Origin of the sequence: Actinoplanes sp. CA-030573 (genome assembly GCF_050951115.1) — a bacterium.
Taxonomy (GTDB): domain Bacteria; phylum Actinomycetota; class Actinomycetes; order Mycobacteriales; family Micromonosporaceae; genus Actinoplanes.
Genome location: NZ_CP192038.1, coordinates 21,132 through 42,105, shown reverse-complemented (window position 1 = coordinate 42,105; position 20,974 = coordinate 21,132). Strand labels below are relative to the sequence as shown.

At 71.4% G+C, this 20,974-nt stretch carries 18 protein-coding genes; 6 read left to right on the top strand and 12 right to left on the bottom strand.

The genetic code is table 11. The features are described 5' to 3' along the window. Positions 1-34: 34 nt before the first annotated feature. On the top strand, positions 35-1,549 hold the full coding sequence (locus ACQP2F_RS00190) for a Hansenula MRAKII killer toxin-resistant protein 1 (RefSeq protein WP_433299582.1): 1,515 nt from the start codon (positions 35-37) through the stop codon (positions 1,547-1,549). Here ACQP2F_RS00190 and ACQP2F_RS00185 read toward each other — a convergent pair whose 3' ends face one another. Both ACQP2F_RS00185 and ACQP2F_RS00180 read right to left on the bottom strand, forming a co-directional pair. Further along, positions 1,550-3,028 (bottom strand): glutamate--cysteine ligase, encoded by a 1,479-nt coding sequence (locus tag ACQP2F_RS00185; protein WP_433299580.1) that lies wholly within the window; start codon positions 3,026-3,028, stop codon positions 1,550-1,552. A gap of 168 nt (positions 3,029-3,196) precedes the next feature. After that, positions 3,197-3,772: a YceI family protein gene (locus tag ACQP2F_RS00180; RefSeq protein WP_433299578.1), complete on the bottom strand. Its 576-nt coding sequence runs from the start codon at positions 3,770-3,772 to the stop codon at positions 3,197-3,199. A 104-nt stretch (positions 3,773-3,876) separates the two neighbouring features. On the opposite strand from ACQP2F_RS00180, the gene ACQP2F_RS00175 reads away from it, so the two are divergent. Further along, positions 3,877-4,368 (top strand): MarR family winged helix-turn-helix transcriptional regulator, encoded by a 492-nt coding sequence (locus tag ACQP2F_RS00175; protein ID WP_433299576.1) that lies wholly within the window; start codon positions 3,877-3,879, stop codon positions 4,366-4,368. Between the two features lie 241 nt (positions 4,369-4,609). Here ACQP2F_RS00175 and ACQP2F_RS00170 read toward each other — a convergent pair whose 3' ends face one another. The 10 genes from ACQP2F_RS00170 to ACQP2F_RS00125 form a co-directional block, all read right to left on the bottom strand. After that, complete coding sequence (locus ACQP2F_RS00170; RefSeq protein ID WP_433299574.1) at positions 4,610-7,051, bottom strand: ATP-binding protein; 2,442 nt, start codon at positions 7,049-7,051, stop codon at positions 4,610-4,612. A gap of 90 nt (positions 7,052-7,141) precedes the next feature. Next, entirely contained in the window at positions 7,142-8,296 is a 1,155-nt protein-coding gene (locus ACQP2F_RS00165) for an acyl-CoA dehydrogenase family protein (protein WP_433307926.1), read from the bottom strand. A gap of 17 nt (positions 8,297-8,313) precedes the next feature. Continuing rightward, a complete protein-coding gene (locus ACQP2F_RS00160) occupies positions 8,314-9,843 on the bottom strand; it encodes an acyl-CoA carboxylase subunit beta (protein ID WP_433299572.1) in 1,530 nt (509 codons plus the stop codon). Between the two features lie 237 nt (positions 9,844-10,080). Then, positions 10,081-11,436, bottom strand: coding sequence for a chaplin family protein (locus ACQP2F_RS00155; RefSeq protein ID WP_433299570.1), 1,356 nt, complete (start codon positions 11,434-11,436; stop codon positions 10,081-10,083). A 286-nt stretch (positions 11,437-11,722) separates the two neighbouring features. After that, positions 11,723-12,775 (bottom strand): hypothetical protein, encoded by a 1,053-nt coding sequence (locus ACQP2F_RS00150; protein WP_433299568.1) that lies wholly within the window; start codon positions 12,773-12,775, stop codon positions 11,723-11,725. A 147-nt stretch (positions 12,776-12,922) separates the two neighbouring features. Beyond that, positions 12,923-13,801, bottom strand: coding sequence for a hydroxymethylglutaryl-CoA lyase (locus tag ACQP2F_RS00145; RefSeq protein ID WP_433299566.1), 879 nt, complete (start codon positions 13,799-13,801; stop codon positions 12,923-12,925). A gap of 7 nt (positions 13,802-13,808) precedes the next feature. Next, the gene (locus ACQP2F_RS00140; RefSeq protein ID WP_433299564.1) at positions 13,809-15,137 is read right to left on the bottom strand and encodes an acetyl-CoA carboxylase biotin carboxylase subunit; all 1,329 of its coding nucleotides are present in this window, start codon (positions 15,135-15,137) and stop codon (positions 13,809-13,811) included. Positions 15,138-15,178: 41 nt separating this feature from the next. After that, on the bottom strand, positions 15,179-15,784 hold the full coding sequence (locus ACQP2F_RS00135) for a TetR/AcrR family transcriptional regulator (RefSeq protein WP_433299562.1): 606 nt from the start codon (positions 15,782-15,784) through the stop codon (positions 15,179-15,181). Positions 15,785-15,841: 57 nt separating this feature from the next. Continuing rightward, positions 15,842-16,741, bottom strand: coding sequence for a sulfurtransferase (locus tag ACQP2F_RS00130; protein ID WP_433299560.1), 900 nt, complete (start codon positions 16,739-16,741; stop codon positions 15,842-15,844). Positions 16,742-16,766: 25 nt separating this feature from the next. Beyond that, positions 16,767-17,531: an SGNH/GDSL hydrolase family protein gene (locus tag ACQP2F_RS00125; RefSeq protein ID WP_433299558.1), complete on the bottom strand. Its 765-nt coding sequence runs from the start codon at positions 17,529-17,531 to the stop codon at positions 16,767-16,769. 137 nt (positions 17,532-17,668) lie between these two features. Between ACQP2F_RS00125 and ACQP2F_RS00120 the strand changes: the two genes are divergently transcribed. The 4 genes from ACQP2F_RS00120 to ACQP2F_RS00105 are packed head-to-tail and all read left to right on the top strand — an operon-like array spanning position 17,669 to position 20,948. Next, entirely contained in the window at positions 17,669-19,402 is a 1,734-nt protein-coding gene (locus tag ACQP2F_RS00120; RefSeq protein ID WP_433299556.1) for a proline--tRNA ligase, read from the top strand. Between the two features lie 24 nt (positions 19,403-19,426). Continuing rightward, complete coding sequence (locus tag ACQP2F_RS00115; RefSeq protein ID WP_433299554.1) at positions 19,427-19,819, top strand: CBS domain-containing protein; 393 nt, start codon at positions 19,427-19,429, stop codon at positions 19,817-19,819. A 47-nt stretch (positions 19,820-19,866) separates the two neighbouring features. Continuing rightward, entirely contained in the window at positions 19,867-20,292 is a 426-nt protein-coding gene (locus tag ACQP2F_RS00110; protein ID WP_433307923.1) for a SufE family protein, read from the top strand. 11 nt (positions 20,293-20,303) lie between these two features. After that, positions 20,304-20,948 carry a DsbA family oxidoreductase gene (locus tag ACQP2F_RS00105; RefSeq protein ID WP_433299552.1) on the top strand — a complete coding sequence of 215 codons (645 nt, stop codon included), beginning with the start codon at positions 20,304-20,306 and terminating at the stop codon, positions 20,946-20,948. The last annotated feature ends 26 nt before the right edge of the window (positions 20,949-20,974 follow it).

Genomic DNA, 20,974 nt, shown 5'->3' with positions numbered 1-20,974 from the left:
GCAGGTATAGGCAGTGACCGCTACAGTGCCCCGCATGGCCGACAGGGGCTGGACATCACGGGCGGCCACCGCGGCCGGAGTCGCCGCGGGCACCGGCGCCGCGCAACTGGGTCTGGGCTACGGCCTGGGCGTCATCGTCTGGCCGGTGGCCGTCACGCAGGATCGCAGCGAGTGGCTGGGCAGCCTCGGCTGGGCCACGTGGATCACCGCGAGCGCCACCGTCTTCGGCGCCGTCGTCGCGAGCCGGCTGGGCGGGGAGTCCGGCAGCGTTCGGCGGGCACTTCTCGCGATCTCGGCGGGGGTCGGCGCCCTGGTGGCCGTCGCGCTGATCGCGCTTCCGGCCCGGTCGGCCGTACGGTTGGACGCGCACTCGCCGCAGGCCATCGCGGCCGGTTATGCCTTGATCGGCGTCGTGCTCGGCGTGCTGGTGGCCTACTGGGCCGTGTCGTCGCGCCCGGTCGCCGCCAACCTCGTCGCCACCGCCGCCTGGCTGTGGGCGCTGGCCATCACCGCGATCATCGTCGAGCTGTCCGGCAACCGCGACTCCGCCACCTACCTGACCAGCTGGCAGTTCGCCGGCGCCACCGACGGCGTCCGCTACGGGGTCATCTACTGGCCGAGCGCCGTGCTGACGCTGGCCGCCGCCTTCCTGGTCGGCGTGATCGCCGTGATCCCCGCCGTCCGCCGCGGCGACCTGGGCCTGGGCGCCGCCACATCGGGCGCGGTGGGCCCCCTGCTGGTGGCCGCGTCCTTCCTGGCCCTGTCCCCCCGCCTGACCGACAGCCTGGGCCCGATCGAGTCGGCGTACCTGATCGCCCCCTACGCCGTCCTGGCCGGCCTGGCCGGTTCCGCCCTGACCGTGACCGCCGGAAAGTCCCTGGCCATCCGCTCCCCCCAGGACAGCGAGTCCCCTGACCCCGATTCCGCGGACGCCGATTCCGCGGACGCCCGGCACCCGCAGAGCGAGCCCTCCGACACCCGCCACACCGACGAGGCGGCGGTCGCTTTCCCCGCGACACCCATGCAGGCCCCTCCGAGACAGCCCGGCCCGGCACCGACCGAGACCTCGCCCGCCCGACCGGCACCGACCGAGACCTCGTCTGCGCGGCCGGCCCCGATCGAGACCTCGTCTGCGCGCCCGGCACCGACGCCGCGCCCGGCGAACGGCCCGAAGCCACCGCCGACCGCGACATCCTCGACGACGCGCACGCCGAACGCGCTCACCGACCCACCCCGAGCGCCGAAGCCGATCACGTCGCCGCCCAAAGCCCCCGAACCGGCCACCGACCACCCCGGCGCCGCCTCGCCCTCCGCTCGCGCCGACGCCGAGCGCGCGGCCGGCGGCCACAACACCGACCCCGAGATCGCCTCGGCCGCACGCTCCGGCCGGCTGCGCGGTAGGAAGGCGACTCCGGCCCGGAAGGCGCCCCCCGAGGCCGCGGCGCCCCCGAGGCCGGGCGATACGCCATCGCCGAAGTCGACCGTCACCCCACCGCCGGCCACGCCGACCATCGCGCGAATCAACCCACAGCCGGCCGGCGACGACTGATCAGTCCGTGGGCCAGGTGTGCACCGGCTCGTTGCTCTGCTGCAGGGCCCAATACCGCAACACCATGTCGTGCAACGCGGCCGGCCGCGACAGGCCGCGCCGCAGCTCGGCCGCGCACACGGCCTCGGTCTGCCAGGTAGCGCCGTTCCGGGCCAGCCGGCAGCGCTCGTCGATGATGCCCAGCAGGCGGTCCCGGTGGGCGGGATCGACGCCGAAGCGGTCCAGCCCGCTCGCCGCCTTGGGCAGCAGCACCGAGCGGACCAGGTCGGTCACCGGCACCTCGCCGTGGCCGGGCCAGTGCACGACCGCGCCGATCCCGTCGCGGGCCCCGCGGTGGAAGTTGTCCTCGGCCGCCGCGAACGCCAGCTGCGACCAGATCGGGCGCTCCTCGTCGGCGAGCTGGCGGATCAGGCCGAAGTAGAACGCCGCGTTCGCCACCAGGTCGACGACCGTCGGGCCGGACGGCAGCACGCGGTTTTCCACGCGCAGGTGCGGGCGGCCGTTCATCACGTCGTAGACGGGCCGGTTCCAGCGGTAGACGGTGCCGTTGTGCAGCCGCAACTCGCCGAGACGGGGAACGCCGCCATCGTCGAGCACCCGTACCGGGTCCTCGTCGTCCATGATCGGAAGCAGCGGCGGAAAATACCGGGCGTTCTCCTCGAAGAGGTCGAATACCGAGGTGATCCAGCGCTCCCCGAACCAGACCCGCGGGCGTACCCCCTGCGCCTTGAGCTCCTCCGGCCGCGTGTCGGTGGCCTGCTCGAACAGTGCGATCCGGGTCTCCGCCCAGAGCCTGCGGCCGTGGAAGTACGGCGAGTTCGCACCCACCGCCACCTGCACCCCGGCGATCGCCTGCGACGCGTTCCAGTAGCGGGCGAACCGGTCCGGCGGCACCTGCAGGTGGAACTGCACGCTCGTGCACGCGGCCTCGGGCACGATCGAGTCGCTGGTGCTCTGCAACCGCTCGACGCCGCGGATGTCGACGTGGAACTGCTCGCCCCGGGCGCCGACCATCTCGTCGTTGAGCAGGCGATATCGGTGGTTCGCGGAGAGGTTGGCCAGCACCAGGTGGTCGGGCGAGAGCGTCGGCAGCATGCCGATCAGCACCAGCCCGCTCTCCGCCTTGGCGGCACGGTCGGCGGCGCGCCGCAAGGTCTCCAAGACCTCTTGCTCGTATGCCCACAGGCCGTCACCGGTGATCGTCCGGGGCGGCGCGTTGAGCTCGAGGTTGAACTTGCCGAGCTCGGTCTGGAACGTCGGGTCGGCCAGGTGGTCGAGCACCTCGGCGTTGCGCATCGCCGGTTGCGCGTCCTCGTCGACGAGGTTGAGCTCGATCTCCAGCCCGGTCATGCCGTCGACGGTCGCGAAGAGCGACTCGTCGAGCATCCGTGCCAGCGCGTCGAGACATCGGCGCACCTTATGCCGGTAGGTGACCCGGTCCTCGGGCGCAAAGGCGATGGTTGCGAGATCCTTGCCCACTTACCCTCCCGGCACCGCCAGGGACCAAACCGACCTTCGATCACCACCCTGTGAGCGAACGTGTGCGCTCGGTCCACCTTGCCATCCCCCGCGAGGGAGCGCCAGACGGCAATCGAGCCGCCGTCCGGATGCTGGACGGCGGCTCGAATGTAGACAGTGCTGCGGGAACTAGTCCTGGCGGACGGCCTCGCCCTCGATCTCGATCTTGATCTTCTTGCCGACCATGACGCCGCCGGACTCGAGGGCCATGTTCCAGGTCAGGCCCCACTCCTCGCGGTCGATCTCGGTGTGCGCGCTGAAGCCGAAGACCCCCTTGCCGTACGGGCTGGTGGTGGCGCCCTCGAACTCGACGACCAGCTCGACCGGCTTGGTCACGTCCTTGATGGTGAGCTCGCCGTCGAGGACGAACTCGGCGCCGGCGTGCGACTTGATGCCGGTGCTGCGGAACTCGAGCGTCGGGTACTTCTCGGCCTCGAAGAAGTCACCGCTGCGCAGGTGGTTGTCGCGGTCGACCTGGCCGGTCTCGATGCTGGCCGCGACGATCGACGCGGTGACCGAGGACTGCAGCGGGTCCTCGCCGATGATGATGGTCGCGGTCGCCTCGGCAAACTGCCCGCGGACCTTGCTGACCATAAGGTGTCGCGCCACGAAGCCCACGCGCTTGTGCGCCGCGTCGAGCTCGTAGGTGCCCGCGGCCGGGATCTGGAGACCCTCGAACGGACGGGTGTTGGCGACGTCGGTCATGACTGGTTCCTTCTTTCGAAGTGCTGGTGGCGGTGTTTGCGTGACACAGCAACTATAGCCTAAGCAATATTCCGCCTGTCAAGTGACTGAGGTAGGATGTACCCGTGAGTACCGACCTGGATGACCCCCGCTTCACCGCGGTCGGCCTGTTCGCCGAGGCGTACACGGGCCTGACCGCGCGTTTTGCCGCACAGTTCGAGGAGCACCGCCTCTCCGCCGTCGAGTTCGAGGTGCTCATGCGCCTCGCCCGCTCGCCCGGCAGTCGTCTCCGCATGACCGATCTGGCCGGCCAGACCTCCCTCTCCACCAGCGGCGTGACCCGCGTCGTCGACCGCATGGACCGCGACGGCCTGGTCTGCCGCGAGGCCTGCCCGAGCGACCGCCGCAGCTCGTTCGCCGTGATCACCCCCGCCGGCCGGCAGCGCCTGGAGGAGGTTCTGCCCGGGCATCTCGCCCTCGTGCAGCAGTGGTTCATCGGCCAGCTGAGCCCCGACCAGTTGTCCGGGATGCTGGAGTCGCTGCGCACGATCCGCGATGCGGTCAACCCGTGCGCTACGGCTGGTAGCCAGGAGACAACTCAGGTCGATGCCGCCTGAAGCTCGGCAAAGCCACAACCGGCAGAACTACCGGCAGAACCGGCGACTCGGGCGACTAAACGGACAAAATTCCCCGGCTGACGTGCGGCCGCGGCTACTGTGATCAGCGCAAGGGGGATGCGGCGCGACCGAGGCGACGTACGGGGCTGACGGGGGAGCCTTCGTTCTCGCCGCGTTACTGGTGGGGCGTTGCGACGGCCGGCGCGTGGGGGGCACGAACGCCGGCCGTCCGCGCCACACCTCACGAGAGCGCTTCGAGCTTCTCCCGCTCCCGGGGCAAGAGGGTGATTCCCCCCGATTCACACAGTTCGCGCAGCCGGAGCCGGGCCGCGGTCCGTTCCTCTCCGTCGGGTGTGCTGACGATCAAGCCGATCAGGGCCTCGACGATGTCCCGCCGATCATGTGCGCCGTCGTACGCCTCGGCCGCCCGCGCGAAGCACTCGGCGGCATGCTTCTGCTCGCCCTGCCGCAGCGCGATCGCGGCCTCGACCACGGCGGCCGGCCCGTCCGGCAGCATCTCCTCCGGCAGCCGCAGCCGGGCCAGCACCTCGAGCGCCTCGTCGATCCGCCCGGCCTCGGCCAGGGCCAGCCCGATCGTGGCCCGCAACCGCCGCCGGTGGTTGGGATCGCCGACCCGCTCGAGCTCGGGCATCGCGCTGCGGCCCAGCCGCTCGGCCTCCTCGGGCCGGCCCTCCAGCCGGGCCACCTCGGCCAGATTGGCCAGCGCCAGGGCCCGCAACCGCTCCTCGCCGCACTGGCTGGCCAGGTCGTCCACCGCCGCGAGCCGGCGCCGGGCCGCGGCCAGGTCGCCCTCGCGGATCTCGTGCCAGGTCAGGTTGTTCTCGGCGACGGCCATGTCCCGGATCTTGTTGTGCCGCCGGGCCAGGACCAGGGCCGCCTCGCCGTGCCGCCGGGCCTCGTCGTGGCCGCCGGTGGTCATGAAGAGCGCCGCGAGCTGGGTGTGCGCGGCGAGCTGCCCGCCGACCGAGCCCAGCCGCTCGAACTCGGCCACGGCCGCGGTCACCGTCGCGATCTCCTCGGCGCCGGCGCCGTGCTCGATCGCGAGCTGGGCCAGCCCGATCTTGGCCCAGGCCCGGGTGGCCGGGTCGGCGTCGGCCGTGCGCGGATCGTCGAGCAGGCGGCGCAGCCACTGCCGGCCGCTGACATCCCGCCCGCGGAAGCGCCACCAGCGCGGCAGGGCGGCGGCCAGCCGCAGGGCGGTGTGCGGGTCCTCGCCGGCGGCGAAGGCGAGCGCGGTGCCGAGGTCGCCGGAGACGTCGTCGAGCCGGGTCGCGGCCTCGGCCAGCTTGGTGCCGATCAGGTCGGGGGCGATCTGCTGGGCGAGGTCGGCCAGGACCACGGCGTGGCGCCGGCGCGCCTCGGTGAGCTCGCCCTCGGCGGCCGCGCGCTCGGCGGCGTAGTCGCGGACGAACTCGAGCAGCCGGAACCGGACCGTGCGACTGCCCCGCACACTGACCAGCCCCAGCTCCAGCAGCCGGTCGAGCAGGTGCACCACGTCGGCGCCGTCGGTCTGCGCGCCCGCCGTGATCTGCTCGGCGAGCGCCAGCGACCATCGGTAGCGGAACATCGCCAGCAGCCGGAGCGCGTGCTGCTCACCGGGGTTGAGCAGGCGATAGCTGGCGGCCACCGCGTCGCGCAGCGAGACCACCGCCTCCTGCGACGCGCCCGCCGGCCGGTCGAGGTCGAGCACGCGGTCGCCGTACCGGTTGAGGATCTCGGGGACGGTCAGCACGCGTCCCCGGGCGGCGGCCAGCTCGATCGCGAGCGGGAGCCCGCCGAGGCGGCGGGCCAGCGTGGCCAGCGGCGCGATCTCGTCGGGCTCGAGCGGGGTGCGGCGGACCCGGCCCAATCGTTCCAGGAAAAGACCGACCGCCGGGTACGCCGCGACGGCCGTCAGCACGTCCGGCGTCTCGGCCGGCGGCGCGACCAGCGGGGCGAGCGGCCACACGCGCTCGGCCGGCAGCCCGATCGGGTGGCGACCGGTCGCCAGGAAGCGCAGCGACGGGATGCGGTCGAGCAGCCGGGCCAGCATCTCGGCGGTCGACTCGGCCGAGCGCTCGACCGCGTCGACGAACAGCAGCGCGGCCCGGCCCGCGAACCGGCCGCCGAGGTCGTCGGGGTGCCCGACGCCGAAGGCGGCCGCGATGCTGCCGAGCATCTCGCCGACCGACGATCCGTCGGTGATGACGACCCCGGCGACGCCGCCCGGGTAGGACTCGGCCACCCGGTGCGAGACGGCGACGGCGAGGCTCGTCTTGCCGACCCCGGCCATGCCGACCAGGGTGACGCCGCGCGGCCCGTCGGGAGCGGTCAGCCGGGTGACCAGCTCGGCCACGTCGTCGTCGCGGCCGATCAGCTCGGTGCTCGGCGGTATCTGCAGGAACGACGTCGGCGGCAGCGGCTCGTCGGCGGCCTGACCGCGCGCGGCGGCCAGGAACGTCTCGCGGTCGGCGCCGGCCAGGCCGAGCGCGGCGGCGAGCAGCTCGACCGTCGTGCGCTGCGGCCGGGACGCGCGGCCGCGCTCGAGATCGCGGACGGTCCGCACGCCGATCGCCGCCCGGGCGGCCAGTTCCTCCTGGGTCAGCTTGGCGCGCAGACGGTGCCGGCGCAGCACGACGTCGAAGCTCGAGCCACTCTGGCCCGCCCCCTCGTCTGCCGCCATGGTCCGAACCTATGCACGTAAGTCCATACCGGCGAGCAGACATCCAACCGTGTCGGAAAGCAGACCGAAAGCTCGAGGCTATTGTCCGATTTAGAGGCCCAGCCCGCGCGCGATCAACATGCGCTGGACCTCGGAGGTTCCCTCGCCGACCTCCAAGATCTTGGCGTCCCGGTAGAACCGGCCGACCGCCGACTCGTTCATGAAGCCGTAGCCGCCGTGGACCTGCGTCGCGTACCGGCTGTTCTCCATGGCCGCGTTGCTCGCGTGCAGCTTGGCGATCGCCGCGTACCGCTTGAAGTCCTCGCCGGCCAGCATCCGGGCCGCGGCGTCGTAGTAGGCGAGGCGGGCCGTGTGCGCCCGCAGCTCCATGTCCGCGATCATGAACTGGACGGCCTGGTAGTCGCCGATCGGGCGGCCGAAGGCGCGGCGCTCGGCGGCGTACCTCAGGGACTCGTCGACGCAGCCCTGGGCGAGCCCGACGGACAGCGCCGCGATCGCGATCCGCCCCTCGTCGAGGATCCGCAGGAACTGGGCGAAGCCACGGCCGCGCGGGCCGAGCAGGTTGCCGGCGGGAACGCGTACGTCATCGAAGGAAAGCTCGTGGGTGTCGGAGGCGCACCAGCCGACCTTGGAGTAGCCCGGCGCCACGGTGAAGCCCGGCGTGCCGGCCGGCACGATGATCGTGGACAGCTCCTTCGAGCCGTCCGGGTTGGTGCCGGTCGCCGCCATGACGGTGACCAGCAGCGTGATGTCGGTGCCGGAGTTGGTGATGAACGCCTTGCTGCCGTTGATCACCCATTCGTTCGTCGACTCGTCGAGCACGGCCCGAGTCATGATCGCGGCGGCGTCGGTGCCCGAGCCCGGCTCGGTGAGCCCGAACGCGGCCAGGCCCTCGCCGCTGGTCAGCCGGGGCAGCCACTGCTCCTTCTGCTCGGGCGTGCCGAACCGGAAGATCGGCATGATGCCGAGCGAGACCCCGGCCTCGAGCGAGACCGCGACCGAGCTGTCCACTCTGGCCAGTTCTTCGAGGGCGAGGCAGAGCGTGAAGTAGTCGCCGCCCATGCCGCCGTGCTCCTCCGGGAACGGCAGGCCGAACAGCCCCATCTTGCCCATCTGCCGCACCAGGTCGTACGGGAACGTCTTGTTCTCGTAGTGCTCGGCGATGACCGGCGCCACCTGCTCGCGGGCGAAGTCCCGCACGGTGGCACGCAGCGCCTCCTGCTCCTCGTCGAGCCGGAAGTCCACCATTTTCCCCACTCCTGTCAGACGGGCGTGACGCCGTGCCGGCGCCGGGAGAAGCCGCGCTCCTTGCCGCGCGCGGCGGCGAGGCGGCGGACGATTTCGGTGCGCAGGTCGGCCGGCTCGACCACCGCGTCGACGACCAGCTCGCTGGCCAGCCGCATGATGTCGATGTCGCGCTCGTACTCGGCGCGGCGCTCGGCCACGAACGCGGCGCGGGCGTCCGGTTCCTCGATCGCCGCGATCTTGTTGGCGTAGACCGCGTTGACGGCGGCCTCCGCGCCCATCACCGCGATCTTGGCGGTGGGCAGGGCGATCGTGGCGTCCGGGTCGAAGCCGGGGCCGCTCATCGCGTACAGGCCGGCCCCGTACGCCTTGCGGACCACCACGCAGATCTTGGGAACCGTGGCCTCGGAGACCGCCGTGATCATCTTGGCGCCGTGCCGGATGATGCCCTGCTTCTCGACCGCCGAGCCGACCATGAAGCCGGGCACGTCGGACAGGAACAGCAGCGGCACGTTGAACGCGTCGCAGAGCTGGATGAAGCGGGTCGCCTTGTCGGCCGAGTCGACGAACAACACGCCGCCCTTGAACATCGAGTTGTTGCCGATGACGCCGATGACCTCGCCGTTCAGGCGCGCGAACCCGATCGTGAGCTCCCGTGCCCAGAGGGCCTGGATCTCGAAGAAGGAACCGGCATCGACCAGGCCCTTGACGTACCGCCGCATGTCGAAGGCCTGCCGCTCGCTGGCCGGGACCAGCGCGCCGAGATCGACCCCCGCCGGCTCCTCCGCCTCGATCGCGGGCGGCTGACCCTCCCAGTTGGACGGCAGGTAGGAGAGGTAGCGGCGGACGGTGTCGAGCGCCTCCGGCTCGGTCTTGCAGAGGAAGTGGCCGACCCCGGACTCGGCGCAGTGCACGCGGGCGCCGCCCATCGCCTCGAGCGTGGTCTTCTCCCCGGTGACCATCTCGACCATGCGGTCGGAGCCGAGGTACATGCTGGCGTTGCCCTCGACCATGATCACGACATCACAGAACGCCGGGATGTACGCCCCGCCGGCCGCCGACGGGCCGAACAACGCGCAGACCTGCGGGATCGACCCCGAGGCGCGGACCTGGGTGTGGAAGATCTTGCCGGCGCCGCGGCGACCGGGGAAGAGATCGACCTGGTCGGTGATCCGGGCGCCGGCCGAGTCGACCAGGTAGACCATCGGCACGCCGTACTGATAAGCCCGCTCGATAATCCTGATGATCTTCTCGACCGTGCGGGCGCCCCAGGAGCCGGCCTTGACCGTGGAGTCGTTGGCCATCAGGCAGACGTCGCGGCCGTCGATCCGGGCGGTTCCGGTGATCACCCCGTCCGCCGGGAGGCCGTCGGCGAGACTGTTGGCATAGAGCCCGTCCTCGACGAACGAGCCCTCGTCGACCAGCAGCGTGACCCGCTCCCGGGCGAACAGCTTGCCCTTGGCCGCGTTGGCCGCGTGATAGCGCTCCGCGCCGCCGGCCAGCACACGCTTGCGGACCTGCGCCAGCGCCTCGTCGTCGATGGTCAACTTCGGTCCTCCTCGAGGCCCTTAACGACCGTTAGGAACTTAACGATCGTTAGGGTAGCGCACTCGATCGAGGATCGACAACGACGGACGGGAGCCTCCGCCGGCTGCGGAGACTCCCGTCCGTTTTGGTGCTTCCGGCGCCGTGGAGGGACGCCGGTATTACCCGGCGCCTCGCGGCACCGGTACGGGTCGCGCCCGGGACGGCGCTACCCGGTTCTCTCTCGCTGCTGCCCTACTTCAGCGCAGCGTGTTGAGCAGACCCAGGCCGGCGAAGCCCGAGCTGTCGGAGACGTTGCTGACGGTGCCGGTCAGGCCCTCGACCGGGGACTTGGCCGACTCGCGGCCGCCCTTGCTGTCGCTGTCCGAGCCGTTCGAGGCCGGCTTCTGGCCGCCGTAGCCGTTGTCGTCCGCGGCGTTGTCGTTGCCGTTGCCGTAGCCGTTGTCGTCGGCGGCGTTGTCGTTCCCGTTGCCGTAGCCACCGTCGGCGGCGCCGTTGTCACCCAGGTACGAGTCGTCGTCACCGTTGTCGCCGGCGTTGTCGTTCCCGTTGCCGTTGCCGTGGTGGCCGTGGTGGCCGTGGTGACCGTGGCCGGTGTTGCCGTTGTCGCCGCCCCAGCCGCCGAAGTCGTCGCCGCCGAAGTCGAGCCCGTTCACGCAGGCCGCGTGCGAGCTGGCGGCGCCGAGGATGCCGAGCGAGTTGCCGCAGACGTTGATCGGCACGTTGATCGGCACGCCGATCTGGGTGCCGTTCAGGATCCCGTTGTCGTCGCCGTGGCCCTGGACGAAGCCGTCGCCGTGGCCCGACTCGTTGACCGAGACGGCGTGCGAGTCGGCGACGCCGAGCAGCGCGGCCGAGTTGCCCGACAGGTTGACCGGCAGGCTGATCGGCGCGTACAGCTGGGTGCCGTTCGCGATGCCGTTGTTGTCGCCGGCGATCTGCCAGCCACCCTCGGTGACGTGCGCGCTCTCCTTGCCGTGGTGGCGGCGGTGGCCGCGCACCGAGACGTTGTTCGCGCAGAACGCCTGGGTGTAGCTGCCGCCCAGGATGGCGAGCGAGTTGCCGCACACGTTGATCGGAACGTCGATCGGCGCGTAGATCTGGGTGCCGTTCAGGATCCCGTTGTTGTCACCGGAGATCTGGCCGCCACCGGAGAACCAGCCGCCCTCGGTGGTGTGCGCGCTCTCGGCCTTGCGGCCACGGACGTTGTTGACACCGACCGCGTGGGTGTCGGCGGCGCCGAGCACGGCGGCCGAGTTGCCGACCGCGTTCACCGGGACGCTGACCGGCAGGTACACCTGGGTGCCGTTCAGGATCCCGTTGTTGTCACCGGTGCGCTGCACGTCACCCAGGCGACCGCTCTCGGTCTGGTTGACGCCGACCGCGTGCGTGTCCGCGACGCCGAGGATCCCCAGGGCGTTACCGACGATGTTGACCGGGACCTGCACCGGCACGGCGATCTGCGTGCCGTTGAGGATGCCGTTGTTGTCGCCGGTCACCTGGTGGGTGTCGGCGTGCGCGGCGCCGGGGGCGAACAGCAGGGCGCCAGCGGCCAGGACACCGACGCTCAGAGTCTTGCGAACCCAAGTCTTCATGCGGAAGGAATGCCTTTCAGAAATGTTTCGGCAAATGGTGTGACGTATTCAGTTGTGGACGTTCCGGAACTGCATTTCGGGCGCAGCGGTGCCCTGGCTCTTTTTCTTCTGCCCTGACTCCGCTTGTCGACGCGCGCCCACGTGGCGCTTCGGTGCGGTTGCGTGTGATTCAGGCGTGTGCGATTCGCCGCTTGTTCGCAAGCGGTTGGGGAATCGAGCCGGAACGCGGCACCGAAGCGGTGCCGGCCGGTTGCCGGCGGTCGGGCGGACCGCCGGACGCCATCACTCAGTCAGGTGAGACGGTCGGTGCCTCGGCGTCATGGCGCCGGACCTCGACGTCGGACACGATCGGCAGCCGGTGGCAGGCCATCGCGCTGTTCACGATCGCGGCCGGCAGGAAGGCCGCGGAGCCACCTTCCGTCGGTGTCCCCGACCCGCTGGTCGAGGTGCCGCTGACGTCCCCGAGGTGCAGCTGCCAGCTGGCAGATCCGTCACCGCCGGGTGCGTCCCCGCCCGCGCTCGCCTGCTCGGTGGCCGCCGCGGAGGCGGTCGTCCGGTGCCGGCGGGCGATGTGGTGCGGGGCGGCCTTGACGTGCCGGGCCACCGCGCCGGCGCGTACCGCACCGGCGATCGGGGCCCGCAAGGCCGTGCTGAGCGTGGTGCGGTTCGCCGTCGCGACCGGTGCGGGCGCGACCTCGGCCGCGTCCGTGCCTGCCGGTGCGACCGGGGCGTCCGGCGCGAGCTGGAGCTGCGGCGCAACCGCCGGCTCCGGCCGCTCGACGCCCGGGATGACGGCCTTGTCCGTCACCGCGGCGATGATCCGCTGCGGGGTGTCCGTGGGTCCGCCGGTAAGGCGGAGTGGGCCGGCGACCTCCCGCAGGACCGCGTCGACCCCGCCGGTGGCGGCGTCCACTGTGGTCCCGGTGCTGCCGTGTGCGACCTTGCCGACGGTTTCCACCGGGCGCGTGAGCACCCGCTTCGGAACGTCGAGAAGGTCGGCCACGACATCGTGCTTGTGGTGGGCCGGCACGGCCTCGAGCGGCTGGGCGGCCGCTGTCAGGAGTCCGGAGACCGGCGCGGTGGCGTCGCTGCCGACGACTGCGCCGAGCAACGAGCCGGTGGGCTCGTCGGACCGGTCCGCGGCGTGCGCGGCGGCGCCGGTGAGCAGCCAGGCCGCACCGGCCAGACCGCCGACCACGAGCAGGCGCAGACCCCACCGGCTCCTCCGCCGCTCCGCCTTCTGGATGAGAGGCGGCAAGGACGGGGAGACGTCGGTGGGGCGCACGGACGGCGGCGGGCATGCCGCGCGCGCAACGCGCTCGACTCCCAGCCCCGTCATCGTTTCCGCCCCTCGTCGTCGGCATTTCGGCCGGTGGCGAATCCGCCGGAATCCGGCGACATCGGCCACTCGTATTGGTAACGAAGCGACCGAGCGAGGGTCACGCGGGCAAATCGGAAAAATGATCGCGGCGGACCGCGCGGGAAATCACACCAATCTCGTACGCGGGCCGGCCCGCAGGACACCGGACGGAAGAGTGCGGCCGAGCAGTTTCTCGGCCATCTCCGCCGTCTCGATCAGGCGGTCGAGGTCGATCCCGGTGTCGATGCCCATGTCGTGCAGCATGTGCACGACCTCCTCGGTCGCCACGTTGCCGGAGGCGCCGGGCGCGTAGGGACAGCCGCCGATTCCGCCCACGCTCGCGTCGAACTCGGTCACGCCGAGGTCGAGGGCGGTGATGATGTTGGCGAGGCCGGTTCCCCTGGTGTTGTGGAAATGCAGAAGATCCGGGCGTACGGCCGAGAGCAGATCACGCACGCGGCGGGGAGTCGCCATGCCCGTGGTGTCGCCGAAGGCGATCCGGTCGGCGCCGTCGGCCCGCACCCGGGCCACGATCGCGGCCACCCGATCGGGGTCGACGTCACCCTCGAACGGGCAGCCGAAGCTGGTCGCCACGATCACCTCGAGGGTGGCCCCGGCGTCGTGGACCAGCGGGATCAGCGCGGCGATGTCCTCGACGGACTCCTCTGTGGAGCGGTTGAGGTTGCGGCGGTTGTGCGTGTCGCTGGCCGAGACGACGACCTCGATCTCCCGGAAACCGGCGGCGATCGCCCGCTGGGCGCCCCTGGTGTTGGGAATGAGCGCCGAATACCGTACGTCCGGATTTTTCGTGATTCTTGCCCAGACGTCGTCCGCGTCGGCCATCTGCGGGATCGCTTTGGGGTGCACGAACGAGACCGCTTCGATGCGCCGCACCCCGGTCCGGCTCAGCGCGTCGATCAGGCGGACCTTGGACTCGGTCGGGATGGGCTCCTCGTTCTGCAGCCCGTCCCGCGGTGCCACCTCTCTGATGCTCACCGACGTCATGGCCTCTTCACCTCATCCGGGAGACGATGCCGGTGTCGTAGTCGCCGGCGAGGAACTCGTCGTTCTCCAGCAGCTCGGCGAAGAAGGGCAGGTTGTTCTTCGGTCCGGCGATCGCGAACCCGGCCACCGCGGCCCGGGCCCGGGCGATGGCCTCGTCACGGTCGGCGCCGAAGACGATCAGCTTGGCCATCAGCGAGTCGTAGAACGGCGTGACGACGTTGCCCTCGGTGTAGCCGGCGTCGACGCGTACCCCCTCGCCGGACGGCTCGACCCAGGTCGTGATGGTGCCCGGGCCGGGGAGGAACCGCTTCGGGTCCTCGGCGTTCACCCGCAGCTCGATCGCGTGCCCGCTGGTCCGCTCGGGGATGGTGACCGGCTCGCCGGACGCGACACGCAGCTGCTGCTCGACCAGGTCGATGCCGTGGATCAGCTCGGTGATCGGGTGCTCGACCTGCAGACGCGTGTTCATCTCGAGGAAGAAGAAGTCGCCGGTCGCCGGGTCGAACAGGCACTCGACGGTGCCGGCGTTGCGGTAGCCGACCGCCTCGCCGGCCTTGACCGCGGCTTTCTTGATGCGGTCGCGCAGGGCGGGGTCGACGGCCGGGGACGGCGCCTCCTCGACCAGCTTCTGGTTGCGGCGCTGCACCGAGCACTCGCGCTCGCTCAGGGCGATCACCCGGCCGTCGGCGAGGCCGAGGATCTGCACCTCGATGTGCCGGACGCGGGGGAAATAGCGCTCGATCAGCACCGAGCCGTCGCCGAACATGCGCTCGGCGAAGGCGCGGACCTTGTCGTACTCGGTGCGCAGGCCGTTCTCGTCGTCCGCCACGGCCATGCCCATGCCGCCGCCACCGGCCGCCGCCTTGACCATCACCGGGTAGCCGATCGCCGCGGCCGCCTCGATCGCGGCCTCGACCGTGGCCGCCGGGTCGTGGGTGCCGGGCGCGACCGGCACGCCCGCCTCGGCCATCAGGTTCCGCGCGTTGATCTTGTCGCCCATCGCGGCGATCGCGTCGGCCGGCGGACCGACCCAGATGAGGCCGTTCGCCTCGACCGCGCGGGCGAAGTCGGCGTTCTCGCTGAGGAAGCCGTAGCCGGGGTGGATGGCCTGGGCGCCGGTCGACTTCGCGGCGGCCAGGATCGCCTCGGCGTTCCGGTAGCTCTGTGCCGGGTTGGCCGGCCCGATGTTGACGGCCTCGTCGGCCTCGAGGACGAAGGGCAGGCCGGTGTCGGCCTCCGAGTGAACCGCGATCGTGCGGATTCCGAGCCGGTTCGCGGTTCGGATGACACGGCGGGCGATCTCACCGCGGTTGGCGATGAGCAGCGACTCGATCATTCTCTCTACTTTCCCGGCGCCGTTGCCGAGGGTTTCGTCACTTACTTTCCGAGAAGGGCGTGCACGGTGGCGTCGCGCAGCAGGGCGGCCCGGCGGCGGCGGTCGACCTCGCCGCCCAGGAACGGCGTCGAGTTCATCAGGCCGAACGCCGAGTGGGCGAGGACCCGGGCCTCGGCCGCCTCGAGCTCGGGGCGCAGCTTGCCCAGCACGCCGACCCACTCCTCGACGTAGAGGCGCTGCAGGCGGCGGATCTGCCGGCGCGGCTCGTCCGGCAGGCGGTCGAGCTCGTGCAGGTGCAGGGCGATGACCGCCGGGTTGGCCAGGGCGAACTCGACGTGGAAGTCGATCAGGTCGGCCAGGGCGGCACCGGCGTCGTCGGGGTGCTCGGCGACGCGGGCCTTGCCGCCGTGCAGCAGGCCCTCGCTCACCGGGATCAGGGCCGCCACCAGCATCGCCTCTTTGCCGGCGAAGTGGTGGTAGAGCGCCGGGCCGGTCACGCCCGCGGCCGAGCCGATGTCGTCCATCGACACGCCGTGATAGCCGCGCGCCGCGAACAGGCCGACCGCGATCTCGAGGATCTCGTCGCGGCGTGAACGCCGCCGGGGCGCGGGCGGTCCCGGCCGCTGCTGCTGATCAACCGTCGTCACGTGGCAACTCTAACCCGCTGTCAAGCGTTTGCCTTAACGGGCGTTCAGGAAGCGGAATCAGCTCATGCCGCCCGGCTCGGCGCCGCGCGCGATCGGCGCCCGCACCAGGTTGCCCCATTCGGTCCAGGAGCCGTCGTAGTTGCGCACCTGCGGGTAGCCGAGCAGGTGGTGCAGCACGAACCAGGTGTGGCTCGACCGCTCGCCGATCCGGCAGTAGGCGATGATGTCGTCCGCCGACTCCAGGCCCAGCTCGTCCCGGTAGATCTTGGTGAGCTCGTCGGCCGGCTTGAACGTGCCGTCCTCGTTCGCCGCCGACTTCCACGGCTTGCTCACCGCGCCCGGGATGTGGCCGCCACGCAGCGCGCCCTCCTGCGGGTACGCCTCCATGTGCGTCAGCTCGCCGGTGTACTCCTGCGGCGAGCGCACGTCGACCAGCGGCCGCCCGCTGGCGATGTGACCCATGACCTGGTCGCGGAAAGCCCGGATCTCGGCGTCGTTGCGCACCGGGACCGGGTAGTCGGCCGGCGGCCGGCTCGTCTTGTCGCGGGTCAGCGGCCGTCCCTCGGCCACCCACTTCTGCCGGCCGCCGTCGAGCAGGCGCACGTCACGGTGGCCGAAGAGGCTGAAGACCCAGAGGGCGTACGCCGCCCACCAGTTGAAGTTGTCGCCGTAGAAGACGATCGTGTCGTCCCGGCCGATGCCCTTGGCCTCGCACAGCGCCGCGAAGGCGGCCGGGTCGAGGTAGTCGCGGGTGATCTGGTCGTTGAGCTCGAGGTGCCAGTCGACTTTGACCGCGCCCGCGATGTGGCCGGTGTCGTAGAGCAGCACGTCCTCGTCCGACTCGACCACCACCAGGCCGGGCGTGTCGAGGTTGGCGGCCAGCCACTCGGTGGTGACCAGCTTGTCAGGGTGCGCGTACGCCTGCAGAGAAGGCGCCGGATCGTTCGCAACGGACATGGTCTTCACGCTAGCCCTTCGGCGCTCATTCGATGGGGGCCAACGCCGGGCGCTTGGCCTTGATCACGTCACCGCTCGACCGGCCGCGCAGGTGCCGGCCCATCCACGGCACCAGGTGCTCGCGGGCCCAGCGCAGGTCGGCGCCGCGGGCCATCAGCCACGGCGTCGGCTCGGGCGTCGGCGGCACCAGCATCCACTCGTCCTGGATGCCGACGCCAAGCGCGTTGAGCACGTGCGCGGCGACCCGGCGGTGGCCGGCCGCGGACAGGTGCAGGCGGTCCGGCGCCCACATGTGCGGGTGGTGGAAATGGCTGTCGCCGAAGAGGTCGATCACGTACGCGCCGTACTTCTCGCCGAGCATGGTGGCGCCGTCGTTGAGCACCGCCGCCCGCGGGCTCATGATGCGCTGCCCCGGCAGGTGGGCGGTGACGTCGGCGAACCGGAACAGCACGACGTCGGCGCCGGCCTCCCGCAGCCGGGCGACCATCGGCTCCATCCGGGCGACCAGCGCGTGCGGGTCGACCCGGGGCCGCAGCACGTCGTTGCCGCCGCCGGCGAAGCTGACCAGGCTCGGCCGCATCGCCAGGGTCGGGCCCAGCTGGTCGTCGATGATCTGGTCGAGCAGCTTGCCCCGGACCGCGAGGTTCGCGTAGCCGAAGTCGGGACCGGCGTCGACCGCCAGCCGCGCCGCCACCAGGTCGGCCCAGCCGCGATAGCTGCCGTCCGGATAGGCGTCGCTGAGTCCCTCGGTGAAGCTGTCCCCCATCGCCACGAAGTTGCGCCAGGCCATCCCCCGCCCCCTTAACGTCCCTTCACCTGTAGCGTGCAGTCAGTTTTGCACCGCGGGGGAAGCACGCACAGCGTGACGCTGGCGACACACGGGTAATCCGGTGGTTTCCGTCGTACCCCCTCAATACCCTGCTCGGCATGCTGTTGCGAATGTCCACCTTGCTGCTCAAGACCCTGCGTGAGGAGCCGGCGGACGCGGAGGTGCCGAGTCATCGGCTGCTGCTGCGCGCCGGTTTCATCCGCCGCGCCGCCCCGGGTGGCTACACCTGGCTCCCGCTCGGCAAGCTCGTCCTCGACCGGGTGACCGCCGTCGTCCGGGAGGAGATGACCGCGGTCGGCGGTCAGGAGGTCTCCTTCCCGGCGCTGCTGCCGCGCGAGCCCTACGACGTCAGCAACCGCTGGACGGAGTACGGCGACGACATCTTCACGCTCAAGGACCGGCGCGGCGGCGACTTCCTGCTGGCGCCGACCCACGAGGAGATGTTCACCCTGCTCGTGCAGGACATGACCAGCTCCTATCGCGACTTCCCGCTGCTGCTCTTCCAGGTGCAGACCAAGTTCCGCGACGAGGCCCGCCCGCGTGCCGGCCTGCTGCGCGGCCGCGAGTTCCTGATGAAGGACGCGTATTCCTTCACCCTCGACGACCAGGGCCTTTCCCAGACGTACGCGTCGGTCCGCGCCGCCTACCAGCGCATCTTCGACCGGCTCGGGCTGTCCCACACGATCGTCGCCGCGATGTCCGGGGCGATGGGCGGGTCCGCCTCGGAGGAGTTCCTGGCCATGGCCGAGGTCGGGGAGGACACGTTCGTCGGCTGCACCTCGTGTTCGTACGCGGCCAACACCGAGGCCGTCATCACCCCGGTGCCGGCCGCCGGCCCGGTCGAGGCGGGCCCGATCACCGTGCACGACACCCCGTCCACGCCGACCATCGCCTCGCTGGTCGAGCTCGCCAACGAGCGCGCCCTCGACGGCCGCACCGACTGGACCGCCGCCGACACCCTGAAGAACGTGGTGGTCACCGTCCACCACCCCGGCCTTGACGACGAGCTGCTCGTCATCGGCGTGCCCGGCGACCGCGAGGTCGACCTCAAACGGCTGGACGCCGCCCTCGCCCCGGCCACCGCCACGCTCTTCGACGACTTCGCGGCCCGGCCCGACCTGGTCAAGGGCTACATCGGCCCGCAGGGCATCAAGGTGCGCTACCTGGCCGACCCGCGGGTCGCCACCGGCACCGCCTGGCTGACCGGGGCCAACGAGGCGGGCAAGCACGCCACGAACGTGGTGGCCGGCCGCGACTTCACGCCGGACGGCACGATCGAGGCGGCCGACGTGCGGGCCGGTGACCCGTGCCCGGCCTGCGGCGACGGCACGCTCACCATCCGGCGCGGCATCGAGATCGCGCACATCTTCCAGCTCGGCCGCCGCTACACCGACGCGTTCAAGGTCGACGTGCTCGGCGTCGACGGCAAGCCGGTGCGCCCGACCATGGGCTGTTACGGCATCGGCGTCTCCCGGGCGGTGGCGGCGATCGCCGAGCAGCACCACGACGACCGCGGCCTGCTCTGGCCGGACGAGGTCGCGCCGGCCGACGTGCACGTGATCGCCGCCGGCAAGGACGGTCAGGTCGAGGCCGCGCTGGCCCTCGCCGGCGAGCTGTCCGCGAGCGGCCTGCGGGTGCTGGTCGACGACCGCCCGCAGCTGTCCGCGGGCGTCAAGTTCACCGACGCCGAGCTGCTGGGCGTCGCCCGGTCGGTGGTAGTCGGCCGCCGGCTGGGCGAGGGTGTCGTCGAGTTCCGCGATCGGCGCTCCGGCGAGCGAGCCGATGTGCCGCTTTCGGAGGTACCACGTGTAGTCAGGGATTCACTCGGGTAACCCATTCCGTACGGGAGGTATGACATGGCCAAGGTCCTGGTCGCGGAGGTGATGACCCGGCGGGTCGTGTACCTGCCGGAGGCCACGACGCTGGACGAGGCCGCCCAGGCGATGCGCGACCAGGGCATCGGCGACGTGGTGGTGACCAGCGGCCCCACCATGATCGGTCTGGTCACCGATCGGGACATCGTGATTCGCGCGGTGGCCACCGACCTCCCGATGAAGCAGACGACACTGGGGGCCATCGTCAGCCGTGAGCTGATCATGGTGGAGCAGTCGGCCACGGTGGAGGAGGCGGTGCAGGCCATGCGCGAGCGTGGCGTGCGCCGCCTGCTCGTCTGCGACGCCGATCGCAAGGTCGTGGGCATCCTGAGCCTGAGTGACGTGGCCCTCCTTCCGACATCGGCGCCGGCCTGACATTCGCGCGTAGATTCGTTTCCGTGACCGCTGCGCCGTCCCCTGCAATGCCGCCGAAGCTCGCCGAGATCGTCGAGGAGTTCGCCTCGGCACCGCGCGAGGTCGTGCTCGAGATGCTTCTCGAGTTCTCCGACGAGGTGCCGCCGCTGCCGGCCGAGCTGGCCGGGCACGAGGGCATGGAGCAGGTGCCCGAGTGCCAGACCCAGTTCTTCCTCAAGGCGGTCGTGCAGCCGGACGACACGGTGACGACCTGGTTCGACTGCCCGCCCGAGGCGCCGACGACCCGGGCCTTCGCCGGCATCCTGGCCGAGGGCCTGGCCGGGGCGCCGACCGCCGAGATCCTCGCCGTGCCCGACGACCTCTACGCCCGCATGGGCCTGGCCCACGCGATCAGCCCGCTGCGCATCCGTGGCGGCTCGGCCATCCTCGCCCGGCTCAAGCGGCAGGTCGCCGCCCAGGTCACTTCCCACTGACGGAGTCACACGTGGATATTCAGGTCTGGTCCGACGTCGTCTGCCCGTGGTGCTACCTCGGCAAGAAGCGTCTCGAGAAGGCGCTCGCCGAGTTCCCGGGCGAGGTCACGGTCACCTATCGGGCCTACCAGCTCGACCCCTCGCCGGTGCCGCATCCAGTGCGCACCAAGGACGCGCTGGCCGCCAAGTTCGGCGGCCGCGAGCGCGCCGAGCAGATGTTCGCCCACGTCACGTCGGTCGCGGCCGGTGACGGTCTGCGGCTGGACTTCGACGCGGCGGTCGCGGCCAACACCTTCGACGCCCACCGGTTGATCGCCTGGGCGGCCGGTCAGGACCGCCAGGCCGACATGCTCGACGCCCTCCAGCGCGCGCACTTCAGCCGGGGGGTCGACCTCGGCTCCCGGCCGGCGCTCGCCGAGGTGGCCGAGCTGATCGGCCTGGACGGCGCGGCCGCGCTGGCCTATCTGGAGAGCGACGCCGGCACCGGCGCCGTGCGCGCGGACCTCACCCAGGCCCACGAGCTCGGCATCACCAGCGTCCCGACCTTCGTCGTGGACGGGAAGTACGCGATTCAGGGCGCCCAGGAACCGGCCACGATCCTGGCCGCCCTCGAGGAGATCACCCGCCGGGAGACATCCGTCGACGTCGGTCTATGACGTTCCACGTGAAACCCCGGCCGCCC

Bases quoted from the DNA above. Each gene is read 5' to 3' on its own strand.
- ACQP2F_RS00125 (WP_433299558.1), bottom strand. From the start codon at position 17,531: ATGGCCTGGCGCAACTTCGTGGCGATGGGGGACAGCTTCACCGAGGGA.
- ACQP2F_RS00130 (WP_433299560.1), bottom strand. From the start codon at position 16,741: ATGTCCGTTGCGAACGATCCGGCGCCTTCTCTGCAGGCGTACGCGCAC.
- ACQP2F_RS00180 (WP_433299578.1), bottom strand. From the start codon at position 3,772: ATGACCGACGTCGCCAACACCCGTCCGTTCGAGGGTCTCCAGATCCCG.
- ACQP2F_RS00155 (WP_433299570.1), bottom strand. From the start codon at position 11,436: ATGAAGACTTGGGTTCGCAAGACTCTGAGCGTCGGTGTCCTGGCCGCT.
- ACQP2F_RS00190 (WP_433299582.1), top strand. From the start codon at position 35: ATGGCCGACAGGGGCTGGACATCACGGGCGGCCACCGCGGCCGGAGTC.
- ACQP2F_RS00145 (WP_433299566.1), bottom strand. From the start codon at position 13,801: ATGACGTCGGTGAGCATCAGAGAGGTGGCACCGCGGGACGGGCTGCAG.
- ACQP2F_RS00170 (WP_433299574.1), bottom strand. From the start codon at position 7,051: ATGGCGGCAGACGAGGGGGCGGGCCAGAGTGGCTCGAGCTTCGACGTC.
- ACQP2F_RS00120 (WP_433299556.1), top strand. From the start codon at position 17,669: ATGCTGTTGCGAATGTCCACCTTGCTGCTCAAGACCCTGCGTGAGGAG.
- ACQP2F_RS00150 (WP_433299568.1), bottom strand. From the start codon at position 12,775: ATGACGGGGCTGGGAGTCGAGCGCGTTGCGCGCGCGGCATGCCCGCCG.
- ACQP2F_RS00115 (WP_433299554.1), top strand. From the start codon at position 19,427: ATGGCCAAGGTCCTGGTCGCGGAGGTGATGACCCGGCGGGTCGTGTAC.
- ACQP2F_RS00140 (WP_433299564.1), bottom strand. From the start codon at position 15,137: ATGATCGAGTCGCTGCTCATCGCCAACCGCGGTGAGATCGCCCGCCGT.
- ACQP2F_RS00110 (WP_433307923.1), top strand. From the start codon at position 19,867: ATGCCGCCGAAGCTCGCCGAGATCGTCGAGGAGTTCGCCTCGGCACCG.